Source organism: Streptomyces geranii (assembly GCF_002954775.1).
Classification (GTDB): domain Bacteria; phylum Actinomycetota; class Actinomycetes; order Streptomycetales; family Streptomycetaceae; genus Streptomyces; species Streptomyces geranii.
The window spans coordinates 340,422-360,376 of record NZ_PJME01000005.1 but is presented as its reverse complement, the minus strand read 5'-3'; the positions used below and the strand labels follow the sequence as shown (position 1 = coordinate 360,376).

The window sequence follows — 19,955 nt, the reverse complement described above, 5'->3', positions numbered from 1 at the left end:
CTCAGGGGCTGTACGCCTTGACTTCGAGAAGTCCGAGGGAGCTGCTGCCGGTGCTGGTCAGGAGCACCCGTAGGCGGGTGGTGCTGGTGGCCGTGAACGACACGGAGTTGTACTGGTTCTTGGCCAGTCCGTACGCGCCCGCGCCCGGCACGTCCACGTACGCGCTGCCGTTCCAGTACTGGAGTTTCCAGGCGGACGGCATGTCGATGCCCTGGTCGTCGTCGAAGAAGTACACGTCGGCCTTGTTGAGGGTCTTCGCGGTCGGCCAGGTCAGCTCGGCCCACTGCTGGCCCGTCTCCGGCCAGGTGCCCCAGCGCGGGTTCACCGTGTCGTTGGAGGAGGGCGGTTCGATGCCGTCGTTGAGCGCGGCGACGCTCTCCCAGGCGGAGGTGTAGGACGCGGACGGTGTCGCCGAAGTCGCCTGGTTGGCCGGTGGCTGCGGCGGCTGGACCCCGCCCCGGTTGAACACCTTGACCTCGGTGAGGCCCGTTTTCGCGCCGGAGGCGTTGGTGGCCAGGACGCGGATGCGCTGGGCGGTGATCGCCGGGAACTGCACGAGGTTGTAGTTGGCGCGTGGAGCGGTCGGGGTCTTGGTCTGGCTCGGCGCGTTCACCCATGAACTGCCGTCGTAGTACTGGATGTTGTACGCCGACGGCGCCCGGTAGGTCGTACTCGCCGGGCGGCTGTCCTTGAAGTACAGGCGCACCTCGTTCAGCGTGCGGGCCGCGCCGAAGTTCAGCTCGTACCAGTCCTGGCTGTTGGCGGAGCCGCCGGCGCCCCAGAAGGGCTCGTTGGTCGGGAAGCCGTCGACCGCGCCCGAGACCGAACTGCCTGAGCCGGTGAACGAGGCCGAAGTCGTCGCCCCGGAGGCGATGTTGGTCAGGTCGGCCGTGAGGTCGACGCCCGCCTTGGCCAGCATGTCGACCATCCGGGGGCTGCTCTGGACGACCTGGTTGGGTGCCTGCAGTCCGGCGACCGCCGTGTTGAAGGTGACCGTGCCGTTGGTGGTGACAGCGCCGGTCGCCGGGTCCCAGGTGAAGGGGACCAGGGAGCTGACGGTGGCGGCCCGGTTGCCGTTGACGTAGATCGAGTAGCCCTCCGGGACACCCGGGTAGCGGACCACGCCGTCGGCCGGGTCGTCCCAGACGATCGACAGATCGGCGTTGCGGTAGCGGAGGTTGTTGACGGTGAAGTGGCTCCAGCCGATGTCGATCGGGGAGACCTCCACCTTGGCGTCACTGCGCGGCCGGAGTCCGGCTACGTCCTCGATCACCGTCCAGTTGCTGCTGCCCAGGATGTTGTGGTGGATCCAGGACCGGTAGTTGATGGAGCTGCCGTTCCAGTCCGCCCAGAACTCGTTCGCGTCCGGCCACTGGGTGTTGCCGCCGACGTACTGCGCCCAGGTGTTCCAGTACAGGAGCTTCTTGTAGTCGGTCGCGTTCATCCACGAGTTGGGATAGTTGCGCAACACCGAGGAGTACAGCCGGAACTGGACCGTCGAGTTGATCGTCGAGAAGTTGTTGGAACCCGGTTCACCGGCGTCGGCCGCCGCCTGCTTGTCGACCTGGTTGGCCGTGTAGAAGGGGAAGACCGGGTATTGCGCCGGGTCGTCGTAGAGCCTCAACGCCTGCTTGTAGGCAGTGGTGTTGGGGATCGCGCCGACCGCGAACGGGTAGTAGTTGTTGATCTCCTTCCAGGGCACCCACTCGTTCGTCGACTTCAACCGGTGCTCGAACAACTGCCGGTTGGGGTTCCACAGGACGTTGACGATGGCGTCCTTGATCTGCGTCGCGAGCGTGCGCATCTCGGTCGCCTTGGCCGTGTTGCCGATCGCGTCGTAGGCCTGGGCCGCGGCCAGCGCGCCGCTGTACTGGTAGGCGGACTCGGCGCGGTCCATGTTGCCGGGCTTCCAGTGGAAGGAGACCGCGTCGGCGTCGTTGCCGGTCAGCGCGCCCCAGTCGTACTCGATGAGCTTGTTGTTGTCGTGGTCGTAGTAGGAGAGTTGGCCCTTGACGTCGCCCTCGGCGTAGCGCGCCAGGTTGGCGGCGATGCCCGGCTGGCCGCCGTGGATCTGGTAGCTCTTCCAGGCCGCCTCGGCGATGTACTGGGTGTAGCTGTTGGACCAGTTCTCCGGGTCACCCGGGTTGTCGAGGAACCGCCCGCCCTTCGAGGTCTGGCCGACGCTCAGCCAGTCCCCGTACGCGTAGGCCGGGTTGCGCAGGTACTTCAGGTCGTCGATGTGCATCGGCTGGGTGAGCGCGATCGCGTTGTTGTAGCCGAGGACGCCCTCGGTCGACGTCGGGAACTGGAAGGTCTGGCCGGGGATGTCGGCGTCCAGGTTGTTGAAGCGCATCAGCCACCAGCGGTAGTAGATGTTCTTCTTGATCGCCGGTTCCGGTACGTCGATGTAGGGCACGTTCTGCGCCCACCACAGGTTGTAGGCCCTGACGTGGGTCGCGAAGGCGGTCGCGTTCGAGTAGCCCGCGTAGGCGTTGTACTCGGTGAGCGACTGCGGGATCTCGTCGGTGACGAAGCCCATCACGACCTTCGCGGTCACCGTGGCCCCGGCCGCGACCGTCACCGAGCGGTTGAGACCGCCGCTGGAGACCGCGAAACCGTCGCCGGTGAGGCGGGGGCGGAGGGTCGTGAGGTTGTTGTACGCGTTCACCTGGCCGGTCAGCTCACTGCCGGTGCCTGTCGTGGCGTACGGCGAAGTCGCCCGTAGTTGCAGGGTGGTTGAGCTGCTGCCGTTGTTCTTGATCGACAGGTTGGTGACGGCCACGTTGTTCTCGGTGATGAACTTGGTCTGGCTGACCTGGACCGAGCCGCTGGTGTGGACGCTGTTCCAGTGGCTGGGCGTCTGGCGGCGCTGGGCGACCTGTTCGGTGAAGGTGCCCGGGGTGATCGCGACGGCGTAGGCGTTCTGGTTGTTGACGCCCTCCCAGTAGGCGACGTTGCCGCCGAAACCGAGGACCGCCGGGTTGTGGGTCTTCATGAACAGGGCGCGGCCCCGGCTCATCAGCCAGGGTCCGGCCGGGTCGTCGCCGGTGCGGGCGAGCAGCCGGTCCATCCAGAAGTCGGTGCCCGAACTCTCCGCGTCGTAGATGGACTTCATCATGTCGCCGGTGGTGTGGGCGACGGGCGGGGCCGGGATCGCGGGTCCGCTGAAGGTGGGGAACCCGATGGTCTGCGCGGCGCTGGCGGGGGTCGCGGTGAGGGCGGGACAGGCCACGAGCGCCAGGACGATCAGGAGGCGCTGTAAGGCGGTTTCGATTCGTCTTCGCATCGGTTGGCTCCCCTTTGCTGAAACGACCTAAAAGGTTTTCGCAACGTAGGAGCGGGCTGATGGAGTGTCAAGAGTGGCCGTAGAGAGCCCTGTTCGGCGACAGCGGGATTCAGGACAGGGGAGCCGTCGAGCCCCGGATCACCACCCGGCAGGGCAGCGCCTCGATACCTGAGCGCCGACCGCCGCCGATCGCCGAGAACAGGGCGTGCGCGGCGGCCCGGCCGACCTGCTCCAGGTTCAGGTCGACGCTGGTGAGCGGCGGACGGGAGCCGGAGGTCAGGACGTTCCAGTCGTCGAAGCCCATGACCGACACGTCCTCCGGGACCCGTCGGCCGCGCTCGCGCAGTACGTCCATGACGCCGCGCGCGATCTGGTCGTTGCCGCACAGCACCGCGTCGACATCCGCGTGCCGGTCCAGCAGCAGCGCGGTGGCCGCCCGCCCCCAACCCTCCGACCAGGCACCGAACCTGGGCTCCTCGACCGGGGTGAGACCGGCGTCGGCCAGCGCGGCCAGGGCGCCCTCGGACCGCTCGCGCGCCGCGAGATACCCGGGGTCGCCGGTGATGTGCGCGATCCTGGTCCGGCCGCACGCCAGCAGGTGCGTCACGGCGATCCGGCCGGCGTCCACGCTGTCGGGGACGATGGAGAGGTCTTCCGGATCGTCCGACGGGGCGTACGCGTAGACCACCGGGACCGGCAGCTCACGGCCCAGGGACGGACGCGGATCGGTCCGGCTGCCCACCACGATCAGACCGTCGACCCGACGGCCCAACAGCGCCCGTACATGGTGCTGTTCACGGATCGCGTCACCGCGCGCGTCGCACAGGAACACCGCGACCTCGCCCGCGCCGAAGGCGTCCTCGGCGCCCATCAGGATCGGGATGCTGAACCGGCCCTCCAGGTCGCTGGTGAGCAGCCCGACCGTGCCCGTGCGCCCGGCGAGCAGACCCCGGGCCAGCTGGTTGGGGCGGAACGACAGCCGCTCGGCCGCGTCGACCACCCGCTGCCGGGTCTCGGCGCGCACCTGGCTGCGGCCGTTGAGCGCCTTGGACGCGGTGGCGACGGACACGCCCGCCAGCCTGGCGACATCGCTGAGCGTGGCGGGCTGCGAACGAGAGGGGCCGGTCGCCTGTGCCATGGGGAACTCCTTCTCTCGCCTTGCGTGCGTAAACCGTACGCGAGTTGTTTCGGCCCGGGTGTCCATCGCGCACTTTCACAGGTTTCGGCGGACCTGACACGTCGGCCGCCGACTTCCCTTCCGTGCAAGGGGATTGACGGGGCATCAGCCTAGTCCTAGCTTTCAGAAAGCCTTTTCGGTTTGTTTCCGGCGCAGAACCCACACGAGGGGGATCGTTATGGGGCACAGAGTTGCCACCGGCGCCGTCGCGCTGCTCGCCGCCGTCAGCCTGGTCACCGCCTGCGGATCCGGCGACAGCGGCTCGGACGGCGGCGGCGGAGGGGGCGGCGGTGGAGCGGCCGGTGCCACGGGCACCGACGACGGCGCCACGCTGACGATGTGGACGCGGGCGGCGACCCGGCCGCAGAGCGAGGCCCTGGTCAAGGCGTACAACGCGAGCCACAAGAACAAGGTCGAGCTGACCGTGGTCCCCACCGACGACTACCAGGCCAAGGTCGGCGCGGCGGCCGGCTCCAAGGACCTGCCCGACCTGTTCGCCTCCGACGTGGTGTTCGTCCCGAACTACACCTCCAGCGGCCTCTTCGCCGACCTCACCGAACGCATCGACGCCCTTCCCTTCGCCGACAGCCTCGCCCAGTCGCACATCAAGGCGGGCACGTACGAGGACCGCAAGTACGTCGTCCCGCACACCCTCGACCTCTCGGTCCTCTTCTACAACAAGGACCTGTACCGCAAGGCCAAACTCGACCCCGAGAAGCCGCCCACCACCCTCGGCGAGTGGGACGAGCAGGCCCGCGCGGTCGACGCGCTCGGCGGCGGTGTCAACGGCACGTTCTTCGGCGGGAATTGCGGCGGCTGCGGGGTCTTCACCTGGTGGCCGTCGATCTGGGCCGCCGGGGACGACGTACTGAACGCGGACGGCACCGAGTCCCTGCTCGCCTCCGCCACCGCGAAGAAGGTGTACGACACCTACCGGGGCTGGGTCGACGACGACATCGTCGCGCCCGGCGCTCGCGACGAGACCGGCGCGACCTGGACCGGAGTCTTCCCGAAGGGGCAGGTCGGGGTCATGCCGATGCCGTCGACCACGCTGGGGCTGATGCCGAAGGACCTGGATCTCGGCATCGCGCCCATCCCCGGGCCCGACGGCGGCAAGTCGACGTTCGTCGGTGGTGACGCGATCGGTATCTCCGCCACCAGTAAGTCGGCCGACCAGGCGTGGAACTTCCTCGCGTGGACTCTGGGGGACAAGGCGCAGGTCGATGTTGTCGCCGCGCACAAGGATGTGGTGGCGCGGGCCGATCTTGCGTCCAACAAGTACTCGGATGCGGATCCTCGGCTGGTCACCATCAACCAACTTGTGGCTGACGGCCGTACGCCGTACGCGTTGAAGTTCGGGCAGACCTTCAATGATCCGAACGGGCCGTGGCTGAGTCTGATGCGGGATGCGGTGTTCGGCGAGGGGACGAATGTGGACAAGGACAACGACGCGGTGAGTGCTTCGCTGGCGGAGTGAGGTTGTCTGCGGGTGCGTGGGGGCTGGTCGCGCCCACGCGGCGGAGCCGCACATCGATGCAGCCCCGCGCCCCTGCCCTTCAGCGGCACAGTTGGCCGACTCTGTTAAGGAGCCCCATGCGCAGCCGCAAGGCCCAGGGCCTCGCCTATGCCGCCCCTACCGCCGTCTTCGTCACCGTCTTCTTCCTGCTGCCCCTCCTCCTCGTCGGGCAGATGTCCCTCAGTGACTGGCCACTTCTCGCGGGCGATCGCGGCCTCAACGCCCCCGAGAACTTCACGGACGCCATCGACACCACCCTCTTCTGGCCGGCCGTCCGGTTCACGCTCCTCTACACCGTGATCGTGACGGCCGTTCTCCTCGGACTCGCCCTCCTCCTCGCCCTGTTGGTGCAGGAGTCGCGGCCGGCGGCAGGCTTCTTCCGTACCGTCTACTTCCTGCCCAGCGCTCTCGGGCTCGCCTCCGCGTCGCTGCTCTTCTGGGGGCTGTACAGCCCGACCACCGGACCCCTCAGCCGCATCCTCGAAAACCTGGGCCTTGTCGACGACCCAGTCTCCTTCCTCGGCACCCCCACCTCCGCCCTCCTCTCCACCGTCTTCCTGATCGTCTGGAAGTTCGCCGGGTTCTACATGCTGATCCTTCTCGTGGGCCTCCAGCGCATCCCGCACGAGGTGTTCGAGGCGGCCCGGATGGACGGCGCGAGCCGGGGCCAGATCTTCCGCTCGATCACCCTGCCGCTGCTGCGGCCGTCCCTCGCGCTGACGCTCCTGCTCTGCGTCACCGGATCGCTGCTCGCCTTCGACCAGTTCTTCGTCCTCACCAAGGGCGGACCGGACAACAGCACCGTCACCGTCGTCCAGTTGATCTACCGGGAGGCTTTCCAGCGGATGAACCTCGGTACGGCGGCGGCCCTTTCGGTGCTCGTCCTCGCCGTGCTGCTCCTGCTGAACGCCCTCCAGTTCCGCGGTCTGCGCCGCGCCGACGAGTCATGAGAGGGGACCCGCCCGTGCTGACCCGAGCCCTCGGCCGTACGCCCTACTACGTCGTCGCCGGAGGGCTGGCCGTCATCTTCCTCTTCCCCCTGGTGTGGAACGCCTGGGCCTCGGTCAGTGAACAGCCCGGCACCGCGCAGGAGTCGGGCTACGGCCTCGGCAACTACCGCACTCTCCTCGACTACGACGCGGGCCTGTGGCAGTACTTCCTCAACAGCACCGTCGTCTCCGTGCTCACCGTCGCCCTGACCCTCGGGGTGTCCCTGCTGGGCGGCTACGCCTTCGCCCGCTTCGACTTCCCCGGAAAGAACCTGCTGTTCCTGCTGACCCTGGCCATCCTCATGGTCCCTTACGCCACCCTCCTCATCCCCCTCTACGTCCTGCTCGGCAGGCTGCAGCTGCAGAACTCGCTCGTCGGGCTGAGCCTCGTCCTGACCATGTTCCAACTGCCGTTCGCCACCTTCATGATGCGGATCTCCTTCGAGGCGGTGCCCCGCGAACTGGAGGAGTCGGCGCTCGTCGACGGATGCGGAACGGCGGGCGCCCTGCGCCGGGTGCTGCTCCCGGCGGTGCGGCCGGGGCTGATCACCGTGGGGCTCTTCGCGTTCCTCGCCGCCTGGAACGACTTCATCGCGCCCCTGATCCTCATCTCCGACAGCGAGAAGGCACCCCTGCCGCTGGCCGTCGCCAACCTCCGTCAGCAGAGCATGGGCGCCGTCGACTACGGCGCCACCGAGGCCGGTGTGGTGGTGCTCGCAGTGCCCTGTCTGCTGCTCTTCCTGCTGCTGCAACGGCACTACGTACGGGGCTTCATGTCGGGCGCGCTCAAAGGCTGACGATCCGAATGAGAGGCATCAATTGGTGAGCGATAACCGAGAGTTGTCGACCGTGCTGCCGGTGGCACCGAGCCGGGGGCGACTGCGTCCCCTGGGTCTCGACGAGGTCAGGATCACCGGAGGGTTCTGGGCCGGGCGCCGCGAGACCAACGCCAACGCCACCCTCGCCCACTGCCGGGACTGGATGGAACGCGTCGGCTGGACCGGCAACTTCCGGGCCGTCGCCGAGGGCCGTATCCAACACGACCGGCGGGGACGGGAGTTCGCGGACTCCGAGGTCTACAAGCTCCTCGAAGCGATGTCCTGGCAGTCCGGTACGGACCCGAGCGGCACGCTCGACCACGACATCGCCGCCCTCACCGAGGCCGTCGCCTCCGCCCAGGAACCGGACGGCTATCTCAACACCGCCTTCGGCCACCCCGGACAGCAGCCCCGCTACAGCGACCTTGAATGGGGCCACGAGCTGTACTGCTACGGGCACTTGATCCAGGCGGGCGTCGCCCAGGCCCGCGCCAAGGGCTGCGAGGGCGAGCTGACGAAGGTCGCCCGCCGGGCCGCCGACCACATCTGCGCCACCTTCGGCCGGGGCGGCATCGAGCGCGTCTGCGGCCACGCCGAGATCGAACCGGCCCTCGTGGAACTGGCCCGGCTGACCGGCGAACAGCGCTACCTCGACCAGGCCGCCCTGTTCATCGACCGCCGAGGCCAAGGCACCCTCGCCGACGGCGAGTTCGGCCGCGTCTACCACCAGGACGACATTCCCGTCCGCGACGCCACGACACTGCGCGGCCACGCCGTCCGCGCCCTCTACCTCGCGTCCGGCGCCGTCGACGTGGCCGTCGAGACCGGCGACGAGGAACTCCTCGCGGCGGTGATCCGGCAGTGGGCGGCCGGAGTCGCCCGGCGCACCTACCTCACCGGCGGCATGGGCTCGCACCACCGCGACGAGGCCTTCGGCGACGACTTCGTCCTCCCGCCCGACCGCGCCTACTCGGAGACCTGCGCCGGCGTCGCCTCCGTCCAGCTGAGCTGGCGGCTGCTCCTGGCCACCGGCGACCCGCGCTACGCCGACCTCGCCGAGCGGACCCTCTTCAACGTGGTCGCGACCTCCCCCGCCGAGGACGGCCGGTCCTTCTTCTACGCCAACACCCTCCACCGGCGCCACCGAGGCGCCGTCCCCGCCCCCGACGCGGTCAGCCCACGCGCCGAATCCAGCCTGCGCGCACCCTGGTTCGCGGTCTCCTGCTGCCCGACCAACGTGGCCCGCACCCTGGCCCAGCTCCCCGCCCACCTCGCCACCGCCGACGACCAGGGCATCCAACTCCACCAGTACGCCGACGCGGAGATCACCACCAGCCTCACCGGCGGGCACGGCATCGCCTTCACCGTCCGCACCGACTTCCCGTCCGGCGGCAACGTGACGGTACGGATCGACCGTTCGCCCCCGGACCGCCCCTGGACCCTGTCCCTGCGCGTCCCCGCGTGGACCGAGGGCGCCCCGGCCCACCTGGTCGACCCGGACGGCACCGCCCGCACGGTCGCCCCGGGCACCGCCGAGGTCACCCGGGTCTTCGTCCCCGGCGACGAGATCCGGCTCGAACTCCCCGTGACCCCACGGTGGATCGCACCGGACCCGCGCATCGACGCCGTACGCGGCACGGTCGCCGTCCAGCGCGGCCCGCTGGTCTACTGCGCCGAGTCCGTGGACCTCTCCGACGGGCGGGACGTGGACGTCGTACGGGTGGATCCGTCCGCCGAGCCCGAGGACGGGCCGGACGGCACGGTGATCGCGCCGGGCGAACTCGTCGAGCAGCCCGCTGCCGATCGCGACGCCGGATGGCCGTACCGGCCACTGGACCGGGCCGCCGTTTCCGCCGCCGAGCCCACGGGAATCGTCCTCGTCCCCTACAACTCCTGGGCGAACCGCGGCCCTTCGACGATGCGTGTGTGGCTGCCCACGACGGAGACACAGATCAGCGAACAAGCCCGCGAACAGCTCGGCGAACCGTAGAACAGGCCCCCCGAACCCCACGATCGGAGCCCGAGATGAGTCAACCTCCCAGCCGCAGACGCCTGTTGGGGATCGCCGCCGGAAGCGTGGCCGCCGCGCCGCTCACCTACGCGATACCGGCGGCGCACGCGGCAGCCCCCGTGTCCCAGGCCTTACCCGCGTCAGCCGTCGCCGCCCCGCCCGCCGCCTGGGTCGTACACCCCTTCCCGCTCGACCAAGTCACCCTTGGCGCGGGCGTGTTCCGCAGCAAGCGCGACCTGATGCTGGAGTACGCCAGGGCCTACCCGGCCGACCGCATCCTGGCCGTCTTCCGTGCCAACGCCGGGCTCGACACCCGGGGCGCACAGCCGCCCGGCGGCTGGGAGACCGCCGACGGCAATCTGCGCGGCCACTTCGGCGGCCACTTCCTCACCCTCGTGGCGCAGGCGTACGCCGACACCCGCGAGGCCGCGCTGAAGACCAAGCTCGACTACCTGGTCACCGCGCTCGGCGAATGCCAACTGGCCCTGGCGGACCACGGAACGCCCAGGCCCAGCCACCCCGGTTACCTGGCCGCGTACCCGGAGACCCAGTTCATCCTGCTGGAGAGCTACACGACCTACCCCACCATCTGGGCGCCCTACTACACCTGCCACAAGATCCTGCGCGGCCTCCTCGACGCCCACACCCTGGGCGGGAACCAGCAGGCCCTCACCATCGCCTCGAAGATGGGCGACTGGGTGCACAGCAGGCTGAGCCGGCTGCCCAAGGCGCAGCTGGACCGCATGTGGTCGATCTACATCGCCGGAGAGTACGGCGGCATGAACGAGGTGCTGGCCGACCTGTACGCCCTCACCGGCCGGGCGGAACACCTCGCCGCCGCCCGCTGCTTCGACAACACCGCGCTGCTGGACGCCTGCGCCGCGAACAGCGACATCCTCGACGGTCGGCACGCCAACCAGCACATCCCCCAATTCACCGGCTACATGAGGCTGTTCGACCACACCGGTGACGCGAAGTACGCGACCGCCGCGCGCAACTTCTGGGGCATGGTCGCGGGGCCACGCACCTACAGCCTCGGCGGCACGGGCCAGGGTGAGATCTTCCGGGCGCGGAACGCCATCGCGGCGACCCTCGCCGCCAACAACGCCGAGACCTGTGCGACGTACAACATGCTGAAGCTCAGCAGGCAGTTGTTCTTCCACGCCCCCGACCCCGTCCATATGGACTACTACGAGCGGGGGCTGACCAACCACATCCTGGCCTCCCGCCGGGACGCCCGCAGTACGACCAGTCCGGAGGTCACGTACTTCGTGGGTATGGGGCCCGGGGTAGTACGCGAGTACGACAACACCGGGACCTGCTGCGGCGGCACCGGGATGGAGAACCACACCAAGTACCAGGACTCGGTGTACTTCCGCTCCGCGAACGGCAGCGCGCTCTACGTCAACCTCTACCTGGCCTCCACCCTGCGCTGGCCGGAGCGCGGCCTCGTCGTCGACCAGACGAGCGACTATCCGGCAGAGGGCACGCGCACCCTGACCTTCCGCGAGGGCGGCGGGACACTTGACGTGAAGCTCCGGGTGCCCTCCTGGGCCACGGGCGGGTTCGCCGTCGCGGTCAACGGGGTTGCGCAGTCGGTGACCGCCGTGCCCGGCAGCTATCTCACCCTGAGCCGCAACTGGCAGCCCGGCGACCGGATCACCGTCTCCGCGCCGTACCGACTGCGCGTGGAACGGGCAGTTGACGACCCGACCGTCCAATCACTGTTCTACGGACCGGTCCTGCTGGTCGCCCGCAGCCAGACCACGACCTTCCGCACCTTCTCCTTCTACAAGGACTTCACGCTTCAGGGCGATCTCGCCGCCACCGTCAGACCCGAGGGCCGCCCGCTGCACTTCACCACCCACGGCCTCACCCTGGCCCCCTTCCACATCGCCGACACCGCCCGCTACCACGCCTACTTCAAGCGCTCCGAACCCGTCGTCGTGTTCGGCACGGCCACCTCCGGCGTACCGAACCGCACCCGCCCGGACGGCCTGACCTTCCTCGACGTGCTCTGGGTCCGCGCCCCCTTCACCACCCAGGCGGCCTTCCTGGACGCGGTCCGGGTCCTGGCCGACACCTGGCTGGCGCAGGGGCTGTTCACCCGGGCCGAGCGGGACGCGGTCGTCGCCGCCTCGATCCGGGCGAATCTGCCGCGCTGAGGGCCGGACGGGGGAGCCACCCCACGGCGGCTCCCCCTAAACCGGCACCCTCAGCGGCGTACGAGCGCGATCCGGTACGTCGTAGTGCGCGTCCCGTCCTCACTGGTCACCGTGACGTCGGCCCGGGTCCGGCCGTGCTCGCGGACCGTCTCCACCGTGACGTCCGCGTACGGGTCGCGGGCCGTCGCGGTGACCTCGGCCCGGGCCGGATCGCGGGTCGGCACCCGGTAGTCGGTCCGCGCGGGGTCGAAGGACGTGACCGGTACGCCCGCCACCTCGATCGACGCGGCGGCCGAATCGGCGGACACACCAGGGGACTTGGCGTACACCTCGACCTCGCTCATCGTGACGTAGCCGCCCGAACGCGCCGTCATCACCACCCGTACCCCGGCCGCGGGCCCCGCTGTCAGCGGTACGTCGATCACCGGCGTGCCCTCCGTGCCGACCGGGACGGAGCCGCTCGCGTCGGTCCAGGTGTCACTGCCCGCCGCCCGCACCTGCACCTTGAGGCTCTCCGGGAAGGACGCGTTGGACCCGTCCCGGTGGAAGTACGCGACGACCCTGCTCAGGTCGCGGGCCTTCGGGAGCGTGAACGTGACGGTGTCGGACGGGTTCTTGGTGTTCCCCGGCTTCCAGTTGGACCACGCCTTCTCCGTCAGGTCGCCGTTGCGCAGCCGCTCCGCCGAGTAGCCGCTCTCGGTGAAGGTCGCGGCGACGGAGACGTCCGGGTCGGGCGCGATGTTGGCCGTCACCGGTGCCGTGACCTGGACGCGTACGGTGGCACCCGCCGTGCCGCCGCCGACGATCCGGGCGGTGCCGTGCAGAGTGACGGTGCCGGTCGTGTCGTACGCGCCGGCCGGTGCCTGGTCCCAGGTCACCGGGAGGTCGGTCCGGCCGCCGTGTGCGCCGATGCCGACGACCGTGGTGGGCAACTCCGGTCGCCCGCCCACGTATGTCTTGGCCCGCCCGGCGACGGTCGAGGCGATCGTGTCGACGGTGACGACCGCCGTCGCGGGGATCGTGCGGCCGAGCGCGTCGGTCGCCGCACCCTTCACCCTTACGGTCCCGGGCTTGTGCCAGGCCCGGTCCGACGGCAGGTCCCACACGACGGGCAGCGCGCCCCGGGCACCGTCCCGGAACACCGGCGTCACCGTCGTCGGCAGCTCGGGGCGCAGCCGCGGCACGGTGAACACCTTGGCGGACTCGGTGCGCAGGACCGTCTCGTCGGGCACCGACCAGCGCTGGTTCGCCGCCGAAGTCGGCGTGTACGTCGACACCTTGGCGCCGTCCGCCGAGGACTGACCGGTGACGTCGAGCAGGCGGCCGGTCGCGGCGTTGACGAAGGTCCACGTGCCGTCGCCGGTGGTCGACAGGACCCACTGGGCCGCGCTGTCGGGCGTCGCGCCGGCGGTCGCCGGGGTCTCCAGCACGGCCACGTTGTCGCGTACGGCGAGCTGCTTGCCGGTGGTGGCGGTGGTGAGGGCGTAGCGCTCACGGTTCTCGGTGCCGGGCGTCAACTGCCGTACTGACCAGAGCTGTTGGGGGTCGTCGGCGTCGGTCGTGCGGATGACTACGCCGGTGCCGTCGGCCGACGGGGTGAGCGACTTGCCGCTCTGGGTGCCCTGGAGGCGGTAGACGTGGCCGGGCTGGACCAGGGCCGCGTCTTTCGCCACGCCGCTGACGCCCTCGACCAGGAAGGTCGTGACCGACCTCGCGGGCACCGTGAGCGTCGCCGACCTGTCCGTCACCCGTACCGGAGTGCCCCGGACGAGCGCGCCGTCCGCGCTGGTCACCACGGGCGTGACGGAGGCCTTGCGGCCGACCTTGCCGAAGCGGGAGAGATCGAGGGTCACGGCACGCGCGGTCGTACCGCTGTTCACGTGGACCGCGGTCGCCGCGCGGCCGGACGCCTTCACGGCGGCGACGGTGGACGTGTCGTCGGTCTTCACGAAGTGGTCGCCGGGGCGGATGTAGTGCGTGAAGTTGCGGATGGTGTGGAACTTGGTGTTGGCCTTGATCGGGCAGGTCTCCAGGGTGTCCGTGGCCGTGCAGTTGAACGGGACATGGATGCTGCCCCAGTTTTTGCCGGCGGCGGCCTGCGGGATCGAGTCCTCGATGGGCTGCCAGAACACCCAGGCGGAGGGCTCCAGTTCACGCATGTCGTCGACCATCCGGGTGGCGATGCCGAGCCCGGAGTCCATGCTCGTGAAGTCGGTGCCCGTGCCCCAGGTGCCCTCGACCTCGCTCATCCAGAGCTTCCGGTCGGCGCCCTTGGCGATGTCCCGGGCGCTGGTGCGCTGACCGGTGCCGTAGGTGTGCACGTTCAGCTGGTCGACGGCGGCCCTGGCCTCGGGGCTGTAGGCGTTCCAGTTCGTGGTGAAGATACCGGGGTTGGTCTCGTCCATCGCGGAGATCGTGGCGTCGGTCTTCGCTCCGGCGAGGGCCTTGTCGAGCGCGAGGACGACCTTCTGCTGGAGCCCGGGTCCCGCGTGCGCGCCTTCCTGACGGCCGCCCGTGGGCTGTCCGTCGGCGCCCAACTGGGTACCCCAGTAGTTGGTGTTGGGCTCGTTCAGCGGATCGATCGTGTCGAACCTGATCCCGTGCCGCTGCTCCATCTCCTCGGTGACCTTCACCAGATAGGTCGCGAAGTCGTCGACCCGGTCCGTGCGGATCTGGTCCGTGTTCGAGTCGAAGCCCCCGGACACGTACCCGCTGACCGTCTGGAACCAGGGCGGCGAGTTGCTGAAGGCCTCCCAGGTGTCGACCTTGTCCTTGATCTGGTCCACCCACCAGCGCTGGCCCGCGTCGGCGTCCCAGTTCCAGTGGTCCGGGTTGTCCGGGTCCCACCAGTCCATGTCCTTCTGGGTGGTGCCCGCGGGCGCCTTCCAGAAGCCGTCCATGGTCGCGCCGGCCTTCATGTAATTGGTGCGCACGCCAGGGGCGTTGCCGCCGCCGATGTTGTAGCGGGCGATGTTGAGGGCGAGCCCGTCGTCGCCGAACAGCATGTCCACGAGCTTTCTTCGCACCGGCTCCGGATAGCCGCCCGTCGCGTTGGCGAACCAGACGAGGCTCGTGCCCCAGCCCTCGAACTCCTGCTGCTGGTAGGACGGATCGATCCGCACCGTGACCGCGCTCTGCGCCGCCAGGTCCGCGCTCGCGTCCGCGCCCGTCGCGGACGGTGCGACCACGAGTCCCGCACCGAGCACCAGAGGAACCGCTGGAGCCAGCGCCCGGACCAGACGACGGCGATGCCGAGGGAACACGGCACTCCCTTCCACAACACGGAGGCGAACCCACAGAGGTGAATCCACGGAGACGAACAGAACCCAACAGAAAGAATCGCGTTCACGGCATGCTTGATTACGGGAATGAACACGTCAAGATGGTGTGCACGTTCCTCTTCGGTACTCCCACCCCACAGGAGCCCCCATGAGTACTCGGCGAACCCCCTGGCACAACGCGGCGGTTGTGGCCGCCCTCGCAGCCGCGATGCTCGCAGGTCCGGGCATCGCGCAGGCCGCACCGCAGTCCCCGCAGTCCGTCCCGGCGGCAGGCGAGCGGGCCGCGGCGGCCACGATCACCTGGACCCTCGTCCGCGCGAGCAACCCCACGGCGGACCAGCAGAGTGCATACAACCTCATCACCACGGCCATGAACGCCGCCGTGAACCGCTACAACAACCTCAGCGACCTCGGCAAGACCATCACCGTCCGCTACGAGCCCGGCGTACCCACCGCCGACGGCAACATCAACGGCACCATCCGCTTCGGCAGCAACCGCAGTTACATGACCGAGCGGACCGCTCTGCACGAGATCGCCCACACGATAGGCGTGGGCACCAGCTCGGGCTGGTCCTCCCTGGGCGGCAGCGGCACCTGGACCGGTGCCCAAGCCACCGCCCTCGTCCGGCAGTTCGACGGTTCGAGCGCCAAGATCTCCACCGGCGGCGGCCACTTCTGGCCGTACGGCCTCAACTACGAGAACGAGTTCTCCGGCACGGCGGCCGACCGCCATGTCCGTCTCGTCGCCGCCATGAAGAACGACGGTCTGTAGGCGGCCGGTCGTGGAGAACGGTTGGTGCCTGGTGACAAAGGCGCCACCGGTGGCTGCGTTCTTGTGAGCACCGCCTGATCGCACGGTCCCCGCCGACCTACGGTCCGACCATGAATACGAGCCGCAGCAGAGGGAGTTCGTGGCGCGGCACCGCGCTCGCGGTGCTGCTGACCACTGGCACGCTCACCGCGGTGGCCCCGGAGGCGCACGGCGAGAGCCTGCGCACCGAGGCCGCCGTCGCGTCGTCGGGCCAGGTCGCCGCCGGGGTCACCGAGACCGTCGTCCGGGTCAAGGCACCACTGCCCGCGTCCTTCGGGGCCCGGCCGGCGGCGTGCGACTGGCTGTCGTACCTGCGCTACCGCTCCGCCGACGGACCCGCCGCGTCGGCCGACGCCGACCGGATCCTCGTCGCCCAGCCCGGCATCCTGGAGGGCGCCGGGGCCTTCGACAGCGTCGCCCGCAACACCGTGGCCCGGGCCGCCGAACGCGGTCTGCACATCGAGTTCTGGGCCCTGGACCGGCGCTCCAACTGCCTGGAGGACCACACCGGCATCGACTCCGGCGACCAGCACACGGCCGTCGACTACTACTACCGGGGCAAGCAGGTCGCGGGCCGGACCTTCGCCGGGTTCCTCGGCAACGACAGGCTCGGCTGGATGGCGAAGCTCGGCATCGAGCAGACCGTCCGCGATCAATACGCCCTGCTCACCGCCGAGTTGCCCGACCAGGCGGTGCGCGAGGAGAAGGTGTTGTGCGGCGGGCACTCGCTGGGCGGGGTGATCACCGGGTACTTCGCGGTCGCCGACTTCGACGGCAACCCGGCCACCACCGCCGACGCCGGACACCGGCAGTGCGCGGGCTACTTTGCCCTCGACACCACCGTCTCCACCTCGCTCGCCGACCTGAGCGGCTCCATCCCGGACGACACCAACCTGCCCGACATCGGCCTCGGTTACGGCGTCGTGCAGGCCGGGCTCGACAGCGGACTGCTGCCGCGCTCACTGTCCGCGCCGGTCCTGCTCAACGCGGAGACGATGACCCTGCTGGCCATCGCGGGCGTCGGTGCCGTACGGGACGGGGGCGGAGAGGCCGACCTGCCGTCCTATCTGCCCGCCAACGTCAACATCGAGGCCACGAACCGCTTCCTGTTCTCCAAGGACGCCGCCGCCTTCCTCACCGGCTCACCGGCGGTGAAGGACTTCCGGCTCACCAACGAGGCGGTGCTGGGCGCGCTCCTCGACGACAACTCCGTACCGCTGGCGTTCCTGCAGAGCAGTGTGGGGTTCTTCGACGGCGGGCCGATCGTCGACAAGACCTTCCCCGTCGCCAACGGCGGCGACCAGCAGCCGGGGCTGTTCGGCACGGCGTACAAGGCCATCCCCGACCGGCCGCACGGGCCGCTGTACACCTGGCGGAACTACGACCGGGTCGGCGATCCGGACGACCCCGGGTACAAGTCGGCGGACGGCACGCCGTTCACCGGGGCGGGCAAGGAGGTCACGGACATCCAGGAGCTGGCCCGCAGTCTCGCCGAGCAGCCGCTCGACTTCACCGAGCAGTACTTCCCGACCAAGCTGGTCACCGACCTCCAACTCGCCACCTCTCCACAGGTGAAGCGGCTCGTCGTGCACCCGGATGGGCTCACCGCCAACCCGACGCTCACCGTGCTGGCGGGCGACGGGCTCCTCGCGGGGCGGGTCCCCGCCGACCTCGATCCCGTGGTCGCGGACGGCTATCAGCACCTGGATGTGCTGACGGCGGCGCCCACGCAGAACAACGGCCGCCCAGAGCCGGTGTCCACAAGCCTCGCCGAGTTCGCGCGGGATCCCCAGTAGCTTCCGTCCCATGGAAGAAGGGCCCGGGAGGAGATTCCTCCCGGGCCCGTTTCCGTACGATCAGCTGCGCCGGGGCTCAGACCCTGGTCGCGGCGAAGTCGGCCGCCGTCCCCGCGTTCGCGGTGTAGCCGAGGTGGGCCAGGACGTCGTCGCCGCCGTTCTCGCAGATGGGGTCGCCGTCGGCGCAGAAGTCGATCGTGCGGCTCTGGTAGGTGCCGGTGACGCTCTTGCCGATGGCCCGGATCGGGTTGCCGAACAGGAGCACCGCGGCGACCCTCGGCTCCAGCGCGGCGGGAATGGTCGCCACGATGGGGCTGCCGACCACCGCGCCGGCGCTGCTGATTCCGATGGAGTTGTCGACGACGTTCGCGCCCTGCGAATAGCCGACCAGAATGAAACGCTGGTTCGGGCAGGAGGCCGCCTGGCTCCTGACATGGTTCACCAGATCCGAGTTGCCCTGTGCGGCGGAGGTGAGGGAAAGGTCCGCCGGATAGTTCACCTTGTAGCTGGACAGGCTTTTGCCGGTCAGTTTCCGCTGGAGCGCGGAATACACCGGGTCGCCGACGATCGCGCCGAGCGTGCCCGGCTCGAAGGTGCCGCGAGCGGCGACGACGTCGATGTCCGTGCAGGCGGCGGCCATGGCGGCGGGTGCCGAGAGGGTGGTCAGTGCCGTCCCGCCGACCAGCGAGAGCGCGGCGAGACAGTAGCGGATACGCATGGGGGATCCTTTGCGGGTGAGACGCTTCACGCGCCTATGGAAAAGGACGTCCCGAACGTATTCGTGTTGCCGCACTGAGGGTTATGGACGGGAATTCAGGAATTCCTCGCCTTTTTGTGCCGAGGTGAGTGCCAGGATCAGATCGAGGCGGTTTCCCGGATCGTGCAGCGCGCTCTCGCCGAAGAGTTTCTCCAGCTGACGCAGGCGATAGCGGACCGTCTGCGGATGGATGTGCAGCCGGGCGGCGGCGTCCGGCACATTGCCGCCGCCGAGCAGCCACGCCAGCAGCGTCTCCGCCAGCCGGCCGCGCTGCTGCTCCGAGACCGCGTCCAGCGGCGCGAGGGCACGCGCCCTCAGCTGTTCGAGCAGCGGCTCGTCGCCGTGCAGCAGCAGCGTCGACAGATGGTCGGCGCAGCGCACCGCCCCCTGCCGGGGCAGAATCCCGCGCCCCATCAGCCCGAGGGCCCGGGTCGCCCAGCGCAGCGACCGCGCGGCCTCGGTGAGCGGCACCGTCGGCCCGATCGCCGCCGGCCGCCCGCGCAGCGCGAGCGCGAACGCCCGGCCGCCGAAACCGCCCGAGCCGTCCGGGTCGGGCACCAGCATTCGCGGCGGCCTCGACTCCATGTCCACCAGCGCCCCCGCAGCCGCCAACGGCCGCTCCTCGTCCCGCTGTTCGGGCGTCGCCGCGAGAACGACGACAGCGACGTACGGCGGTACGGTCCAGCGGGCGCCGTGCGCCAGGTCCCGTACCGCCTCCGGGGAGACCGGACCCTCGCCGAGCAGCAGGGCGAGCAGCCGGCCCCGGCGCCGCTCCAGCTCGTCCGTGGAGCGCAGTTGACCCTCCGCGTACCCGGCCGCCGCGGCCTCGGCGACCTCGTGCACGGTCCGAAACGCCAGTTCGCCCAGCCCGGCCATGACCGAGGAGTCCAGGCCGAGTTCGTCCGTCGTGCGGCCCAGCAGCCGCCAGGCGTGCAGCCCGCCGACCCGCAGCGCGGACTGCAGCGTTTCGAGGCTGTGGCCCTCCAGCGCCTCGCCGCGCCCCAGTTCGTGGTAGATCGCGGTGATCGAGTCGCCCCGGGCGCGCGGGTCGGCGATGTGGTCGACGAACAGGGTGAGCGCCTGCACGACGCCTGATCTGAGCAGGGCGCGGCTCGTCGCGTCGGCCGACCGTGCGGCGTACTCCGGGACCTCGGTGAGTACCTCCGCCTCCACCTCGTCGGCGACGGCCTCCAGTTGGTCGCGCAGGAGTCTGGCCAGTTCGGGCGGTACAGCGGTCGACTCAGGGCCGTGCGGGGCGCCGTGCGGGGCGGGGGTGGCCACGGCGGGCCCTCCTTTCACCCGGAGACGGCTCACCCTAGGGCTGTTGCCCGCGGGGCGGGGGACAAGT

At 69.8% G+C, this 19,955-nt stretch carries 12 protein-coding genes; 7 read left to right on the top strand and 5 right to left on the bottom strand.

Annotated features, from left to right (window positions below):
* Nucleotide 1: 1 nt before the first annotated feature.
* Together CW359_RS10460 and CW359_RS10455 are read right to left on the bottom strand one after the other, a co-directional pair.
* Nucleotides 2–3,286: a discoidin domain-containing protein gene (locus CW359_RS10460; RefSeq protein ID WP_105969537.1), complete on the bottom strand. Its 3,285-nt coding sequence runs from the start codon at nucleotides 3,284–3,286 to the stop codon at nucleotides 2–4.
* Nucleotides 3,287–3,395: 109 nt separating this feature from the next.
* Nucleotides 3,396–4,424, bottom strand: a complete 1,029-nt coding sequence (locus CW359_RS10455) for a LacI family DNA-binding transcriptional regulator (RefSeq protein ID WP_105969536.1) — start codon at nucleotides 4,422–4,424, stop codon at nucleotides 3,396–3,398.
* Between the two features lie 217 nt (nucleotides 4,425–4,641).
* Between CW359_RS10455 and CW359_RS10450 the strand changes: the two genes are divergently transcribed.
* Genes CW359_RS10450 through CW359_RS10430 form a run of 5 tightly spaced genes read left to right on the top strand, consistent with a single transcriptional unit; the run spans nucleotide 4,642 to nucleotide 11,962 of the window.
* Entirely contained in the window at nucleotides 4,642–5,940 is a 1,299-nt protein-coding gene (locus CW359_RS10450) for an ABC transporter substrate-binding protein (protein WP_105969535.1), read from the top strand.
* 56 nt (nucleotides 5,941–5,996) lie between these two features.
* Nucleotides 5,997–6,929 carry a carbohydrate ABC transporter permease gene (locus tag CW359_RS10445; RefSeq protein ID WP_105969534.1) on the top strand — a complete coding sequence of 311 codons (933 nt, stop codon included), beginning with the start codon at nucleotides 5,997–5,999 and terminating at the stop codon, nucleotides 6,927–6,929.
* A gap of 14 nt (nucleotides 6,930–6,943) precedes the next feature.
* Complete coding sequence (locus tag CW359_RS10440; RefSeq protein ID WP_105969533.1) at nucleotides 6,944–7,765, top strand: carbohydrate ABC transporter permease; 822 nt, start codon at nucleotides 6,944–6,946, stop codon at nucleotides 7,763–7,765.
* A gap of 25 nt (nucleotides 7,766–7,790) precedes the next feature.
* Nucleotides 7,791–9,776 (top strand): glycoside hydrolase family 127 protein, encoded by a 1,986-nt coding sequence (locus CW359_RS10435; protein ID WP_105969532.1) that lies wholly within the window; start codon nucleotides 7,791–7,793, stop codon nucleotides 9,774–9,776.
* Nucleotides 9,777–9,811: 35 nt separating this feature from the next.
* Nucleotides 9,812–11,962 (top strand): beta-L-arabinofuranosidase domain-containing protein, encoded by a 2,151-nt coding sequence (locus CW359_RS10430; RefSeq protein ID WP_198655164.1) that lies wholly within the window; start codon nucleotides 9,812–9,814, stop codon nucleotides 11,960–11,962.
* 50 nt (nucleotides 11,963–12,012) lie between these two features.
* Here CW359_RS10430 and CW359_RS10425 read toward each other — a convergent pair whose 3' ends face one another.
* Nucleotides 12,013–15,225, bottom strand: coding sequence for a glycoside hydrolase (locus tag CW359_RS10425; RefSeq protein WP_105969530.1), 3,213 nt, complete (start codon nucleotides 15,223–15,225; stop codon nucleotides 12,013–12,015).
* 166 nt (nucleotides 15,226–15,391) lie between these two features.
* Between CW359_RS10425 and CW359_RS10420 the strand changes: the two genes are divergently transcribed.
* Both CW359_RS10420 and CW359_RS10415 read left to right on the top strand, forming a co-directional pair.
* On the top strand, nucleotides 15,392–16,015 hold the full coding sequence (locus CW359_RS10420) for a hypothetical protein (protein ID WP_105969529.1): 624 nt from the start codon (nucleotides 15,392–15,394) through the stop codon (nucleotides 16,013–16,015).
* Between the two features lie 110 nt (nucleotides 16,016–16,125).
* Entirely contained in the window at nucleotides 16,126–17,850 is a 1,725-nt protein-coding gene (locus CW359_RS10415) for a hypothetical protein (RefSeq protein ID WP_105969528.1), read from the top strand.
* Nucleotides 17,851–17,926: 76 nt separating this feature from the next.
* Here CW359_RS10415 and CW359_RS10410 read toward each other — a convergent pair whose 3' ends face one another.
* The gene (locus CW359_RS10410; RefSeq protein ID WP_105969527.1) at nucleotides 17,927–18,568 is read right to left on the bottom strand and encodes a cutinase family protein; all 642 of its coding nucleotides are present in this window, start codon (nucleotides 18,566–18,568) and stop codon (nucleotides 17,927–17,929) included.
* An 81-nt stretch (nucleotides 18,569–18,649) separates the two neighbouring features.
* The gene (locus CW359_RS10405; RefSeq protein ID WP_105969526.1) at nucleotides 18,650–19,888 is read right to left on the bottom strand and encodes a PucR family transcriptional regulator; all 1,239 of its coding nucleotides are present in this window, start codon (nucleotides 19,886–19,888) and stop codon (nucleotides 18,650–18,652) included.
* Nucleotides 19,889–19,955 lie beyond the last annotated feature (67 nt).

Excerpts from the sequence above, each read along its gene's own strand:
- CW359_RS10455 (WP_105969536.1), bottom strand. The coding sequence starts at position 4,424 with ATGGCACAGGCGACCGGCCCCTCTCGTTCGCAGCCCGCCACGCTCAGC.
- CW359_RS10430 (WP_198655164.1), top strand. The coding sequence starts at position 9,812 with ATGAGTCAACCTCCCAGCCGCAGACGCCTGTTGGGGATCGCCGCCGGA.
- CW359_RS10415 (WP_105969528.1), top strand. The coding sequence starts at position 16,126 with ATGAATACGAGCCGCAGCAGAGGGAGTTCGTGGCGCGGCACCGCGCTC.
- CW359_RS10410 (WP_105969527.1), bottom strand. The coding sequence starts at position 18,568 with ATGCGTATCCGCTACTGTCTCGCCGCGCTCTCGCTGGTCGGCGGGACG.
- CW359_RS10420 (WP_105969529.1), top strand. The coding sequence starts at position 15,392 with ATGAGTACTCGGCGAACCCCCTGGCACAACGCGGCGGTTGTGGCCGCC.
- CW359_RS10445 (WP_105969534.1), top strand. The coding sequence starts at position 5,997 with ATGCAGCCCCGCGCCCCTGCCCTTCAGCGGCACAGTTGGCCGACTCTG.
- CW359_RS10460 (WP_105969537.1), bottom strand. The coding sequence starts at position 3,286 with ATGCGAAGACGAATCGAAACCGCCTTACAGCGCCTCCTGATCGTCCTG.
- CW359_RS10450 (WP_105969535.1), top strand. The coding sequence starts at position 4,642 with ATGGGGCACAGAGTTGCCACCGGCGCCGTCGCGCTGCTCGCCGCCGTC.